Consider the following 12,383-nt stretch of genomic DNA (forward strand, 5'->3'; position numbering starts at 1 on the left):
TCAGAAGAGACCGGTCGGGTGCGGCGCCGAGGCGAGGACCCCGGAGGACGCTTGGATGCTCAGCTGCTTGACCTCGTCCGCATCGAGCTCGGGCAGGCGTTCGGCGAGCGCGAGGAAGCGGTCGATCTCCTCCGGGTCGAGGACGCCGGCGGCGAGGGTGCGGAACTTCTGCACGTAGTCGGCGCGCGCGAACGGCCGGGCACCGAGCGGGTGGGCGTCGGCGACGGCGATCTCGTCGACGATGATCGAGCCGTCGGTCAGCGTGATCTCGATGCGGCCGCCGAAGGCCTGCTCGGACGGGTCGAGCGAGTGGTAGCGGCGCGTCCACTCCGGGTCCTCGGCCGTGGTGATCCGGTGCCACAGCTCCACCGTGTCCTCGCGCTGTGCCCGCTCCGGCCGGTAGGAGTCGACGTGGTGCCACGCGCCGTCCTGCAGGGCGACCGCGACGATGTACGGAATGGAGTGGTCGAGCGTCTCGCGGGAGGCCGTCGGGTCGTACTTCTGCGGGTCGTTCGCTCCGGAGCCGATCACGTAGTGCGTGTGGTGGGAGGTGTGGAGGACGATGCGGTCGACCGCGCCGGGGACGAGGAGCTCCGGGTGCTCGTGGTGCAGCTTGCGGGCGAGGTCGATCCAGGCCTGCGCCTGGTACTCGGCCGAGTGCTCCTTCGTGAAGGAGTCGAGGATCGCGAGCTTCGGCTCCCCTGCACCGGGCAGGGGGATGTCGTAGGAGGCGTCCGGGCCGTCGAGCAGCCAGGCGACGACGCCGTCCTCACCCTCGTAGATGGGCGAGGGGCTGGTCTCGCCGCGCATCGCCCGGTCGACGGCTTCGACCGCGAGCTTGCCGGCGAACGCGGGGGCATGAGCCTTCCACGTGGAGATCTCGCCCTTCCGCGACTGCCGCGTCGCCGTGGTCGTGTGGAGGGCCTGACCGATGGCCTGGTAGATGGTCGCCTGATCGAGCCCGAGCATGGTGCCGATGCCGGCGGCGGCACTCGGGCCGAGGTGCGCGACATGGTCGATCTTGTGGCGGTGCAGGCTGATCGCCTTCGCGAGGTCGATCTGGATCTCGTACCCGGTCGCGATGCCACGCACGAGGTCGGCTCCCGTGCACCCCACGTGCTGGGCGACCGCGACGATGGGCGGGATGTTGTCGCCCGGGTGCGAGTACTCGGCCGCGAGGAAGGTGTCGTGGAAGTCGAGCTCCCGCACGGCGACACCGTTGGCCCAGGCCGCCCACTCCGGCGAGACGCGGCGGGCGAGGTCGGGACCGAACACGGTGGCTCCGTCGCCGCCGGTGCTGACGGGGTGGCTGAGCGCCTGCGCTCGTGCCGAGGAGACCGGGCGACGCGTGAGCGAGGCAGCTGCGACCGCCGCATTGTCGATGACCCGGTTGATGATCATGTCGACGACCTCTGGCGTCACCTCGACCGGATCGGTGGCGACCCGGGCGAGCTGCCAGGCGAGCTGCCCTTCGCGTGCGAGGTTCTCGTCGCTGCGGTGGACACGCAGGTGGTGCTGGATCACGGGTGTTCCTCTCAGGTGCTGCGGGCGCCGGCACCTCCTCCCAGCCTACGCCCGACGGCCGCGCCGACAGCGGCAGGAGAACCGGCCGGGAACAGGGGATTTCCCGCACGGACGGCGCTCGGCGCGAGGCGGGCTCCCTCCCGACTGACATACCAGGCGCGCTCTCCACGACCGTTCAGCCGACGCACACCGCGCACCCGGCGAGGGTGGCCAGGCTGGCTCCGGGCTGCGCGAGCGGTCCCCCGTCACGACCATCCCGAGGTCGGCGATGTGGCACGAGACGCCCCTGAGGAGACGACCATGACCGACCAGGCCGCCGACGGGGCGCGCACCCCGCAGCTGTTCGCGGAGGTGGTGCGCGCCGACGCCCTCCACTACACGACGATGTTCGCGGAGAAGCCGTTCGAACCAGCGCTGCTCCTGTTCTGCGCGAACGGTGCCTACCGGATCCTGTCGCCGGGTGAGGACCACCCGGGAAGCTACGTCGCCGAAGGGCCGCTCGACGCCGATCGGGTTCGGGTGGACTTCATCTCCTGGCCGTCGGAGGACTGGAACCGGAACGTCGCCTTCCACGTCCTCGACTTCGACCGGACCTCCGGGCGGTTCACCCAACAGCTCCGGCTGCCCGGCGACCCCGAACCCAAGCACCAGGCCGGACGGCACGCCGAGGTGACGGCGCTCGGGCACTGGGACGCGGACACGACGTGGGAGTCCGCGGCTCCCCAGCTCGCCTCGGTGTTCGCTTCGCTCGCTGCCGGCTGAGCCCGGAGGCGGTCCACACGGGGCTGGCGACACCACGCAGGCGCGCGCGGGACGGGCCTCAGGCGGCGAGCAGCTGCGCGTCCGCCGGGTGGCGGAGCACGGTGACGGTCGCCTCGGCGAGCGGGGCGTCGGTGAGCGGAGGCTCGACGAGCGCCGGCGCGGTCGCGGCGTCGAAGCGGTCGGCGATGTCGAACATGAGCGTGTCGAGCCTGGTGCGGAGGGCGTCGGCGATGGTCACGACGACCTCCGACGAGGCGTCCTTCCGGCCGCGCTCGATCTCCGACAGGTAGGGCGTCGAGACGGCGGCCGCCAGGGCGACGTCCTGCAGGGTCCGCCCCTGTTCGAGACGGCGCGTGCGTAAGGCGGCGCCGAGGGCTTCGCGGTATAACATGGCGTCCCCTTCCGGCTCGTTGGTCTCACTGTAGGCGCGAGTCGACCGGAGGCGGGGAGCCCACGTTCTGCCGTCAGCGGACACCCGGCCCCCGGTCCCTGAGCTCCACCCCGGCCCCTGAGCTTGTCGAAGGGCCCCGGTCCCTGAGCCCCACCCCCCCGGTCCCTGAGCTTGTCGAAGGGCTACAAGAAGATGTCCGGGTACAGCTCCGACTCGTCGACGCCCGGTGAGTACTTCGCGAAGTCGGTGACGCCGGCCTCGGTGAGCACGTCCTCGACGATGAGCGACCGGCCCGTGAGCTCCCGCGATGGCGAGATGAGCACCTCGTACGCCGCGTCCGCGTAGATCTCCGGGGTCCGGCTCTTCGCCAAGAGCGCCTCACCGCCGAGGATGTTGCCGACGGCCGCCGTCTTGATCGTCGTCTTCGGCCAGAGCGTGTTGGCCGCGATGCCGTCCCGACCGAACTCCGCCGCGAGGCCCAGGGTCACCATCGACATGCCGTACTTCGCGAGGGTGTAGCCCGTGTGGGCACCGAGCCACTTGGGGTCGAGGTTCAGCGGCGGCGAGAGCGAGAGGATGTGCGGGTTCTCCGCGTCGCGCAACATCGGGATGGCCGCGCGCGACAGCATGAAGGTGCCGCGGACGTTGACGTCCTGCATGAGGTCGTAGCGTTTCGCGTCGAGGTCGAGGGAGCGCGCCAGGCTGATGACGCTGGCGTTGTTCACCACGATGTCGATGCCGCCGAACTCGCCCGCCGTCTCGAACACGGCGCGCGTGATGTCGTCGTCGTTCCGCACGTCGCCGAGGATGGGCAGCGCCCGCCCACCCGCCTCACGGATCGCCTCCGCGGCGGTGTGGATCGTGCCCTCGAGCCGGGGGTCTGGAGTGTCGGTCTTCGCGAGGATGGCAACATTGGCGCCGTCGCGGGCGGCTCGGAGGGCGATCGCGAGGCCGATGCCACGGCTGCCGCCCGACATGAGGATGGTCTTGCCGGCGAGGGTGGTCATGCGGTGGGCTCCTTCGGGGTGGTGGTGGCGGTTGCGCGTTTGGCTGAGGCGGCGGCGAACGCCGAGACGCGGGCGACGGACTCCGGTGTCTCGATGGCGGCGCCGATCGTGCGGGCCTCGTCGTCGAGTGCGTCCTGGTACGTCCTGCCGACGCCTGCCCGGAGGAGACGCCTGGCCTGTCCGAACGCGGCCGTCGCGCCCTCCAACCAGAACGCGGCCACCTCGCGGGCCCGCGCGTCGAGCTGTTCGGCCGGAACGACCTCGGTGACGAGCCCCCAGTCGAGCGCCTCCTCGGCACTCAACGTGCGCGGGCTCAGCGTGAGTTCGAGGGCCCGGCGCATCCCGACCGCCTCGGGCAGGAGCGTGCTCACCCCGCAGTCGGGCGTGAGGCCGATGTCGGCGTACTTGCTGACGAACTTGGCGCGGTCCGAGGCGATGATCACGTCCGCGACGAGCATGAAGCCCAGCCCGCCTCCGGCGACGGCCCCCTGCACCGCGGCGACGATCGGCTTCGCGGCCTGCTGCAACGTCCGGTGCCCCTCGTGGATGAGGTCGGCGAGCTCCGTGACGAAGGCGCCGGTCGACCCCGGGCTGCCGTCGCCCATGCCCGCCATCGCGAGGACGTCGCCGCCCGCGCAGAACGCCGGTCCGTTGGCGTCGAACAGGACCGCCTCGACATCGTCCCGCTCGGCGATCTCGATCGCGAGGTCGCGCCACCGCCTGGCCGCGCGGTCGTCGATCGCGTTGAGACTCTTCGGACGGTTGAGCGTGAGGTGCGCGAGGCCGTCGCTCACCTCGAAGAGGATCGTGTCGTCACTGGTCACGTGGTGCTCCCTGGTCGGTGATGGGTCGATGCGTCGATCGGTGGGCGGCGGCTCACTTGGGCGCCATCCGGATCGCGCCGTCGAGGCGGATCGTCTCGCCGTTGACGTAGCCGTTCTCGATGATGTGGAGCGCGAGGGCGGCGTACTCGTCGGGCCGGCCGAGCCGGGCCGGATACGGGACCTGCTGCCCGAGCGACGCCTGCGCCGCTTCCGGCAGCCCCGCGAGCATGGGTGTCTCCATGATCCCCGGCGCGATCGTCACGACCCGGATCGCGTGGCGTGCCAGCTCGCGGGCGATCGGCAGCGTCATCGAGTGCACCGCACCCTTCGACGCGGCGTAGGCGGGCTGGCCGATCTGGCCGTCGAACGCGGCGACCGAGGCCGTGTTGACGATGACGCCGCGATCCCCACCACCGTCGGAGGCGTCGCCGTCCGGTTCGTTGTGCTGCATGGCGTCCGCGGTGAGTCGGATGACGTTGAACGTGCCGAGGACGTTGACCCGCAGCACCCGTTCGAAGGCTCCGAGGTCCGCGGGCCCGTCACGCCCCAGCACCTTCGCCGGTGGCGCGATCCCCGCGCAGTTGACGACGACCCTGAGCGGGCCGCGCGACGTCGCCGCCTCGACGGCCGCCTGCACCTGCTCGCCGTCGGTCACGTCGGCCGGGACGAACGTGGCGAACCCACCCAACTCCTCGGCTCGCTCCTCGCCCGCGGAACCGGGCAGGTCGACGAGCACGACGCGCGCGCCCGCGCCGGCCAGGCGGGTCGCGGTCGCGAATCCGAGTCCTGAGGCGCCGCCGGTGACGATCGCCGAGCTTCCGGTCACATCCATGTCGGTGATCCCTTCCTCTGGTGGTGCCTCCTCGACCCGCGCACGGGACGGGGAACGGAACGCACGGCCGTCACAGCCGCTCGATGATCGTCGCGTTGGCCATGCCGCCGCCCTCGCACATGGTCTGCAGGCCGTAGCGCCCGCCGGTCGCCTCCAGCTGCCCCAGCAGGGTGGCGAGGAGCTTCGTCCCGGAGGCACCGAGCGGGTGCCCGAGCGCGATCGCCCCGCCACGCGGGTTGAGCCGCTCGTCGTCGACCCCGAACTCGCGCTGCCACGCGAGCGGCACGGAGGCGAAGGCCTCGTTGACCTCGAACGCGTCGATGTCGTCGACGTCGAGTCCGCTGCGCTCGAGGATGCGACGGGTGGCGGGGAGGATGCCGGTGAGCATCTCGATCGGATCACTGCCGACCGCGGCGAAGGAGACGAAGCGGGCACGCGGGGTGAGCCCGAGCTCCGCAGCCCGCACCTCGCTCATGATGAGCGCCGCCGAGGCGCCGTCCGTGAGCGGCGAGGCGTTGCCCGGTGTGATCCGCCAGGCGATCTCGGGGAAGCGCGCCGCCATGCGGTCGTCGTGAAAGACGGCGGGGAGACCCGCGAGCCCCTCGGGTGTGGTGCCGGCGCGGACCGTCTCGTCGATGGTGACGACCGAGCCGTCCGAAAGGGTAACCGAGACGACCTCACGGTCGAAGCCGCCCGACGACCAGGTGGCCGCGGCCCGCTCATGGGAGCGCGCGGCGAAGGCGTCGAGCTCGTCTCGGCTCAGGTTCCACCGGGCGGCGATGAGTTCAGCCGCGATGCCCTGGCCCACCAGCCCGTCGGGGAAGTGTGCGCGGAGCGCTGCACCGAACGGGTCAGCCCCCTGCACGTTGGACCCCATCGGGGCACGACTCATCGACTCGACCCCGCAGGCGATGACGACGTCGTTCCCGGCCGCCATGACGCTCTGCGCGGCGAAGGTCGTCGCCTGCTGGCTGGAGCCGCACTGGCGGTCGATCGTCGTGCCGGGCGTCTCCTGCGGGAGCCCTGCGGCGAGTGCCGCGTTCCGTGCGATGTTCTGCCCCTGCTCGCCGGACTGAGTGACGCAGCCGGCGTAGACGTCCTCGATGACGGCCGGGTCGATGCCGGTCCGCTCGACGAGCGCGCGGATCGTGCCAGCGAGGAGGTCCGTCGGGTGCACCGTGTTCAGTGCCCCGCCAGGTTTGCCACGGCCGGACGGGGTCCGGATCGCGTCGACGATCACTGCTGTGCGCATAGCCATCTCCTTCGAAGTCTGCGTCCACCCTAGGCGCGCGGCGCGCGAGGGTCACGAGGCTTGTCGACCGCGCACAAGGCGGGGGCTGGATCGGGTCGGGCGCCCTTCGACAAGCTCAGGGACCGGACGGAGGGGGACTCAGGGATCGGACGGGGCGGGAGCTCAGGGACCGGAGCCGGGGCCGGACGCGGGAGTGGGCCGTGCATGGGCGATTACGATTGACCGGTGGCCGACCCGAAGATCCTCCTGTACTACGCGTTCGCGCCCCTCGCGGACCCGGAGGCGATCCGCCTGTGGCAGCGCGACCTCTGCGAGTCGCTCGGGCTCCGCGGCCGCATCCTCATCTCGAAGGACGGCATCAACGGCACCGTCGGCGGTGAGCTCGACGCGTGCAAGCTGTACGTCCGGAAGACGACGGAGCACCCCGCCTTCCGGGGCCTGGACGTGAAGTGGAGCGACGGTTCCGGCTTCGACGAGGACGACACCGTCCGCACGGCAAAGCACCGGCCCGCGCCGTGGCGGCGGATCAGCGACTTCCCGAAACTCAGCGTGAAGGTGCGCGAGGAGATCGTGTCCTTCGGCGCCCCCGGCGAGCTACGGGTGGATGAACACGGCGTCACCGGCGGAGGGGTGCACCTCCAGCCCACCGAACTGCACGAGCTCGTGGCCGAACGCGGTGACGAGGTCGTCTTCTTCGACGGCCGCAACGCCTTCGAGGCGGAGATCGGCCGGTTCGCGGGCGCGGTCGTGCCGGACGTCGCGACCACCCGGGACTTCGTCGCGGAGCTGGACAGCGGCAAGTACGACCACCTCAAGGACAAGCCCGTCGTCACCTACTGCACGGGCGGCATCCGCTGCGAGGTGCTGTCGGGGCTCATGCGCTCGCGCGGCTTCGGCGAGGTCTACCAACTCGACGGCGGCATCGTCCGGTACGGCGAGCAGTTCGGCGACGACGGCCTCTGGGAGGGTTCGTTGTACGTGTTCGACAAGCGCGGTTCGCTGGACTTCAGCGACCACGCCGCCGTCATCGGGCATTGCGTCGTCTGCGACTCGGCGACGAAGCACCTGCAGAACTGCGCCGACCCGTCGTGCAAGACGCAACTCGTGGTCTGCGAGGCGCACGCGGACGGCCCGAACGGTGGCCCGCGGTGCGTCGTCCACGCCGACGCAGCGCCGGCCGCGATCGCCTGAGCGAGCACCCGTGACCTCCCACTTCATCCTCCGCACCGAGCTCGACGGCACGATGGAGCAGGCGTTCGAGCTCTCGCGTTCGATCGACGCGCACCTCGGCTCGATGCAACACACCGGCGAGCGCGCGATCGGCGGAGTGACCTCCGGCCTCATCGGCCTGGGCGAGACGGTCACCTGGCGCGCGCGGCACTTCGGCATCCCGTGGACGATGACGAGCCGGATCACCGAGTACCAGGAACACGACCGCTTCACCGACGAGCAGGTGAGCGGCCCGTTCCGCAGCTTCCGGCACATCCACCTCTTCGAACCACTCGAGCGCCCGATGGGCGCGGCGCGCACCATCATGCTCGACGACATCACCTTCTCGGCACCGCTCGGCCCCCTGGGGGTCGTCGCCGAGCACCTCGCCCTGACGAGGCACCTGCAGCGGCTCATCCGCGCGCGGAACCGGTGGCTGGCGGACGCACTTCGACAGGCTCAGTGACCGGAGGGAGCGGCTCAGTGACCGGAGGGAGCGGCTCAGTGACCGGGAGGGGCGGCTGAGCGACCGAACGCGGCGGCTCCGGTCCCTGAGCCTGTCGAAGGGCGGGCGATACCTCGACATCGAGACAACCCGCCGTCTGACGGGCTCGACTCCGACCGCGCACATCCGCCCCTGCCAAGATGGTGCCATGGGTGTTCGCACGAAGTCGAAACTGGCCATCATCGGGGCGGGGAGCGTCGGTTCGTCCCTCGCGTACGCCTCGCTCATCCGCGGCAGCGCCCGGCGGGTGGCGCTCTACGACATCGACGGCAAGCGGGCCTCCGCCGAAGTCCTCGACCTCGCGCACGGGACGCAGTTCACCGGGTCGAGCAGCATCACCGGTGGTGACGACATCTCCGTCGTCGCCGACGCAGACGTGGTCGTCATCACGGCCGGCGCTAAACAGGAACCCGGCCAGACCCGCCTCGACCTCGCGGGGACGAACGTCCGCATCCTCGAACAGCTGCTGCCGAAGCTCGTCGAGCAGGCACCCGACGCCGTCTACATGCTCGTCACGAACCCGTGCGACGTCCTCACCGTCGCCGCCCAGCAGATCACCGGCCTGCCTCGGGAGCGGGTCTTCTCCTCCGGGACCGTCCTCGACACCTCCCGTCTGCGCTGGCTGCTGGCCGAGCGCGCCGGGGTCGCGACCTCCGCGGTGCATGCGCTCATCGTCGGCGAGCACGGCGACAGTGAGCTCCCCCTGTGGTCGCAGGCGACCATCGGCCCCGTGCCGATCCTCGACTGGGAGCTGCCCGACGGCTCACGGTTCACCGAGCAGCAGCTCGACGAGATCGCCGTCGACGTCCGCACCGCCGCCTACCGGGTGATCGAGGGCAAGGGCGCAACGAACTACGCGATCGGCCTGTCCGGCGCGCGCATCGTCGAAGCCATCCTCGGCGACGAGCACGCGATCCTCCCGGTGAGCACTGTGCTCGACGGGTACCACGGGGTGAGTGGCGTGGCCCTGTCGGTGCCGAGCATCGTCGACCGCTCCGGCGTGCGCTCGGTGGTCGAGGTCGCCATGTCGCCGCGCGAGGAGCAGCAGTTCGCCGACTCGGCTGCGGCCGTCCGCGCTTCGCTCGACTCCCTCGGGCTCTAGCAGGCCGGTCGGATCTCCCCCGAGCGGCCGATGCGCGACCGGGGTCGCCCCGGATAGCGTGGACGGACGAGGCGCGGATCCGGCCGCGCCCGTGGGGAGGCACCGGATGACCGCTGGCGTGACGATCGAGTTCGACGGACTCTCGAAATCCTTCGGGGCGGTGCAGGCGGTCGACGACCTGACGTTCCACGTGGAACCGGGGAAGGTCACCGGCTTCCTCGGGCCGAACGGCGCCGGGAAGACCACCACCCTGCGCATGCTGCTCGGGCTCGTGCAGCCCAGCTCGGGGACCGCGACCTTCGGTGGCGTGCCGTACGCCAAGCTCCCCGTGCCTGCGGCGACCGTCGGCGCGGCCCTCGAGGCGGCGAGCTTCGTCCCCGGGCGCACCGCCCGCAACCACCTGCGCGTGCACGCCTCGGCAGCACGGCTGCCGTCCGACCGCGTCGACGCGGTGCTCGCGCAGGTCGGGCTGCTCGACGTGGCCGACCGCCGCGTCGCCGGGTACTCCCTCGGCATGCGGCAACGCCTCGGTCTCGCGACCGCCCTCCTCGGCGACCCCGGCGTGCTGGTCCTCGACGAGCCCATCAACGGCCTCGACCCCGAAGGCATCAAGTGGATCCGCGGTTTCCTCACCGCCCTCGCGGCGGAGGGCCGCACGGTCCTCATCAGCTCCCACCTGCTCAGCGAGGTGCAGCAGTCGGTCGACGAGGTCGTCATCATCGCCAAAGGACGCCTCGCGCACGTCGGCACCCTCGCGAGCCTCGATGCCGCCGACACCCTCCGAGTCGTCGTCAACTCGCCCGAGCACGAACGCCTCGCCGAGGCACTCACCGCCGCCGGCTACACCTTCGACCAGGCCCGCTCCGGGCTCGTCGTGCACGACGTCGAGTCCATCGACATCGGCCGCGTCGCGCTCGCCGCCGGTATCCCGCTCAGCGCACTGTCGCGGCATCGATCGGGGCTCGAGGATTCGTTCCTCGCCCTCGTCAGCGGCGGGGAGGACCACGCATGAACTCGCTCCTGGCAGCTGTCCGTTCCGAATTCCTCAAGGTCTTCACCACCCGCGTGTGGTGGGGGCTCGCGCTCATCCTGTTCGTGTACGTCGGTTTCGCCGCGGCCGGGGCTGCGCTCCTGTTCGCCAACATCCCGGGGGCCGCGGAGTCCAGCGGCGGCGGCGCGCAGGCGACCAGCGAGATGCTCACGCAGCCGGGCCTCATCTACGGGTTCGCGACGAGCATCGGGTACGTGTTCCCGGTGCTGCTCGGAGCGCTCGCGACGACCGGCGAGTTCCGGCATCAGAGCCTCACGCCGACGTTCCTCGCCAACCCGAACCGCGGCCATGTGCTCGTCGGCAAGGTCCTCGCCCTCACCGGTGTGGGCGCGCTCTACGGCGTGATCGCCCTCGTGGCGTCGGTCGGCCTCGGTGGTGGGGCTCTCGCTATCAGCGGAGTCGATCCCCTGTTGACCGATCCGGACACCTGGGCGCTCATCGGCCGGGCGGTCCTCGCCATGGCGCTGTGGGGTGCGATCGGCGTCGGCCTCGGTGCTGTCCTCCCGAGCCAGGTCGGTGCGATCATCGTGGTGCTCGCGTTCACCCAGTTCGTGGAGCCGCTCCTGCGGCTGGCGTCGTCGTTCTCCGAGGTCACCGCGTCGATCGGCCGATTCCTCCCCGGAGCCGCAACCGACGCCCTGGTCGGCCCGAGCTTCTACTCGATGATGTCCGCGCAGCAGGACGCGCTGACCTGGTGGCAGGGCGGGCTCGTGCTGCTCGGGATCGGCGTCGTCGTCGCCCTCATCGGCTACGCCACCACCTGGCGACGCGACGTGACCTAGCCCGAGCCGGAAGCGTAGGCTCGACGAAGCCAACCACCGGCGCCAACGCCGGAGACGGGAGCACCATGGGCCGCGCATACGTCATCGAGCAGGTCGAGCACGAGGGCGGGAAGCCCACGCGGACCGTCGAGCTCCGCGATCTCGCCGACGCCGAACTCCCCGACGCCGCCGTCAGCGTCGACGTCGAGTTCTCGAGCATCAACTACAAGGACGCCCTGGTCCTCACCGGGAAGCCAGGCGTGGTGCGGGCGTTCCCGATGGTCGCCGGCATCGACCTCGTCGGCGTCGTCGCGGAGTCGGACGATCCAGCTTGGACGGCCGGCGACCGCGTGGCCCTGTTCGGCGACGGCCTGAGCGAGACCCGGTACGGCGGGCTCGCCGAGCGCGCCCGGGTCCGCGCCGACGCGCTCGTCCGGGTGCCCGATCACGTCTCGAGCGCACAGGCCGCCGCGATCGGCACCGCCGGGTACACCGCTGCCCTCGCCGTGCTCGCGCTGGAACACGGCAGCGCGACCTCCGGCGCCGTCCGTGTCGGCGGGCTCCCGGTGCTCGTCACGGGAGCAGGTGGTGGGGTCGGAAGCGTCGCTATCGTCCTGCTGGCCTCCGCCGGGTTCGAGGTCGCCGCGTCCACCGGCCGCGTCGACGAACTCGGCGACGCCTTGCGGGCACTCGGTGCGTCGTCGATCGTCGATCGAGCGGAGCTCTCCGAGGCGGGCCGTCCGTTGGGCAGTCAGCGCTGGGCCGGTGCGGTGGACTCCGTCGGCGGGCAGACGCTGGCGACGGTCCTGTCACAGGTAGCGTACGGCGGGACGGTCGCCGCGTGCGGTCTCGCGGGTGGGTCCGACCTCCCGACGTCGGTCATGCCGTTCATCCTGCGCGGGGTCACCCTCGCGGGCGTGAACTCCGTCGAGGCACCGCTCCCTTTGCGGCAGGCGGCGTGGGAGCGCGTCACCAGCGCGCTCGACCTCGACGTCCTCGACACCCTGACCGAGACGGTCGCCCTCGCCGACGCGGTCGACGCTGCCGAGCGGGTCCTCTCTGGCTCGGTCCACGGCCGCATCGTCGTCGACGTCCGCGCCTGACCCGCGTTCACAACTCAGGACGGACCCGGCGTGTCGCCCCACTGCTCACGCGGTCCACGG

Annotated in this window: 13 protein-coding genes; 7 read left to right on the forward strand and 6 right to left on the reverse strand. The window is 71.3% G+C overall.

The features are described from left to right. Window positions 1-1,524 carry an MmgE/PrpD family protein gene (locus QRN27_RS15720; RefSeq protein ID WP_285043045.1) on the reverse strand — a complete coding sequence of 508 codons (1,524 nt, stop codon included), beginning with the start codon at window positions 1,522-1,524 and terminating at the stop codon, window positions 1-3. 300 nt (window positions 1,525-1,824) lie between these two features. On the opposite strand from QRN27_RS15720, the gene QRN27_RS15725 reads away from it, so the two are divergent. Then, window positions 1,825-2,286, forward strand: a complete 462-nt coding sequence (locus QRN27_RS15725; RefSeq protein ID WP_285043046.1) for a hypothetical protein — start codon at window positions 1,825-1,827, stop codon at window positions 2,284-2,286. Window positions 2,287-2,344: 58 nt separating this feature from the next. Here the strand turns inward: QRN27_RS15725 and QRN27_RS15730 are convergent, their stop codons facing one another. From QRN27_RS15730 to QRN27_RS15750, 5 genes are all read right to left on the reverse strand, one after another. Next, window positions 2,345-2,677 carry a helix-turn-helix domain-containing protein gene (locus QRN27_RS15730; protein ID WP_285043047.1) on the reverse strand — a complete coding sequence of 111 codons (333 nt, stop codon included), beginning with the start codon at window positions 2,675-2,677 and terminating at the stop codon, window positions 2,345-2,347. Window positions 2,678-2,859: 182 nt separating this feature from the next. Further along, window positions 2,860-3,684 carry an SDR family oxidoreductase gene (locus tag QRN27_RS15735; protein WP_285043048.1) on the reverse strand — a complete coding sequence of 275 codons (825 nt, stop codon included), beginning with the start codon at window positions 3,682-3,684 and terminating at the stop codon, window positions 2,860-2,862. Further along, entirely contained in the window at window positions 3,681-4,508 is an 828-nt protein-coding gene (locus QRN27_RS15740) for an enoyl-CoA hydratase/isomerase family protein (protein ID WP_285043049.1), read from the reverse strand. Before QRN27_RS15740 ends, QRN27_RS15735 begins: the two co-directional genes overlap by 4 nt. A gap of 52 nt (window positions 4,509-4,560) precedes the next feature. Further along, a complete protein-coding gene (locus tag QRN27_RS15745) occupies window positions 4,561-5,340 on the reverse strand; it encodes an SDR family NAD(P)-dependent oxidoreductase (RefSeq protein WP_285043050.1) in 780 nt (259 codons plus the stop codon). 70 nt (window positions 5,341-5,410) lie between these two features. Then, window positions 5,411-6,592 (reverse strand): thiolase family protein, encoded by a 1,182-nt coding sequence (locus tag QRN27_RS15750; RefSeq protein ID WP_285043051.1) that lies wholly within the window; start codon window positions 6,590-6,592, stop codon window positions 5,411-5,413. 225 nt (window positions 6,593-6,817) lie between these two features. On the opposite strand from QRN27_RS15750, the gene trhO reads away from it, so the two are divergent. The 6 genes from trhO to QRN27_RS15780 all read left to right on the forward strand — a co-directional run bounded on the left by trhO (window position 6,818) and on the right by QRN27_RS15780 (window position 12,323). Further along, window positions 6,818-7,783 carry an oxygen-dependent tRNA uridine(34) hydroxylase TrhO gene (gene trhO, locus QRN27_RS15755; RefSeq protein ID WP_285043052.1) on the forward strand — a complete coding sequence of 322 codons (966 nt, stop codon included), beginning with the start codon at window positions 6,818-6,820 and terminating at the stop codon, window positions 7,781-7,783. Between the two features lie 10 nt (window positions 7,784-7,793). Then, entirely contained in the window at window positions 7,794-8,267 is a 474-nt protein-coding gene (locus tag QRN27_RS15760) for an SRPBCC family protein (protein ID WP_502929533.1), read from the forward strand. Window positions 8,268-8,454: 187 nt separating this feature from the next. Beyond that, a complete protein-coding gene (locus QRN27_RS15765; RefSeq protein WP_285043053.1) occupies window positions 8,455-9,408 on the forward strand; it encodes an L-lactate dehydrogenase in 954 nt (317 codons plus the stop codon). A gap of 106 nt (window positions 9,409-9,514) precedes the next feature. Beyond that, window positions 9,515-10,420 (forward strand): ABC transporter ATP-binding protein, encoded by a 906-nt coding sequence (locus QRN27_RS15770; RefSeq protein WP_285043054.1) that lies wholly within the window; start codon window positions 9,515-9,517, stop codon window positions 10,418-10,420. Then, window positions 10,417-11,241, forward strand: coding sequence for an ABC transporter permease subunit (locus QRN27_RS15775; RefSeq protein ID WP_285043055.1), 825 nt, complete (start codon window positions 10,417-10,419; stop codon window positions 11,239-11,241). Before QRN27_RS15770 ends, QRN27_RS15775 begins: the two co-directional genes overlap by 4 nt. A 65-nt stretch (window positions 11,242-11,306) precedes the next feature. Then, window positions 11,307-12,323 (forward strand): acrylyl-CoA reductase family protein, encoded by a 1,017-nt coding sequence (locus QRN27_RS15780; RefSeq protein WP_285043056.1) that lies wholly within the window; start codon window positions 11,307-11,309, stop codon window positions 12,321-12,323. Window positions 12,324-12,383: the final 60 nt, after the last annotated feature.

Origin of the sequence: Plantibacter sp. LMC-P-059a (genome assembly GCF_030209505.1) — a bacterium.
Lineage (GTDB): Bacteria > Actinomycetota > Actinomycetes > Actinomycetales > Microbacteriaceae > Plantibacter.

Bases quoted from the DNA above. Each gene is read 5' to 3' on its own strand.
- QRN27_RS15745 (WP_285043050.1), bottom strand. From the start codon at position 5,340: ATGGATGTGACCGGAAGCTCGGCGATCGTCACCGGCGGCGCCTCAGGA.
- QRN27_RS15730 (WP_285043047.1), bottom strand. From the start codon at position 2,677: ATGTTATACCGCGAAGCCCTCGGCGCCGCCTTACGCACGCGCCGTCTC.
- QRN27_RS15780 (WP_285043056.1), top strand. From the start codon at position 11,307: ATGGGCCGCGCATACGTCATCGAGCAGGTCGAGCACGAGGGCGGGAAG.
- QRN27_RS15775 (WP_285043055.1), top strand. From the start codon at position 10,417: ATGAACTCGCTCCTGGCAGCTGTCCGTTCCGAATTCCTCAAGGTCTTC.
- QRN27_RS15750 (WP_285043051.1), bottom strand. From the start codon at position 6,592: ATGCGCACAGCAGTGATCGTCGACGCGATCCGGACCCCGTCCGGCCGT.
- QRN27_RS15770 (WP_285043054.1), top strand. From the start codon at position 9,515: ATGACCGCTGGCGTGACGATCGAGTTCGACGGACTCTCGAAATCCTTC.
- QRN27_RS15725 (WP_285043046.1), top strand. From the start codon at position 1,825: ATGACCGACCAGGCCGCCGACGGGGCGCGCACCCCGCAGCTGTTCGCG.
- QRN27_RS15735 (WP_285043048.1), bottom strand. From the start codon at position 3,684: ATGACCACCCTCGCCGGCAAGACCATCCTCATGTCGGGCGGCAGCCGT.
- QRN27_RS15765 (WP_285043053.1), top strand. From the start codon at position 8,455: ATGGGTGTTCGCACGAAGTCGAAACTGGCCATCATCGGGGCGGGGAGC.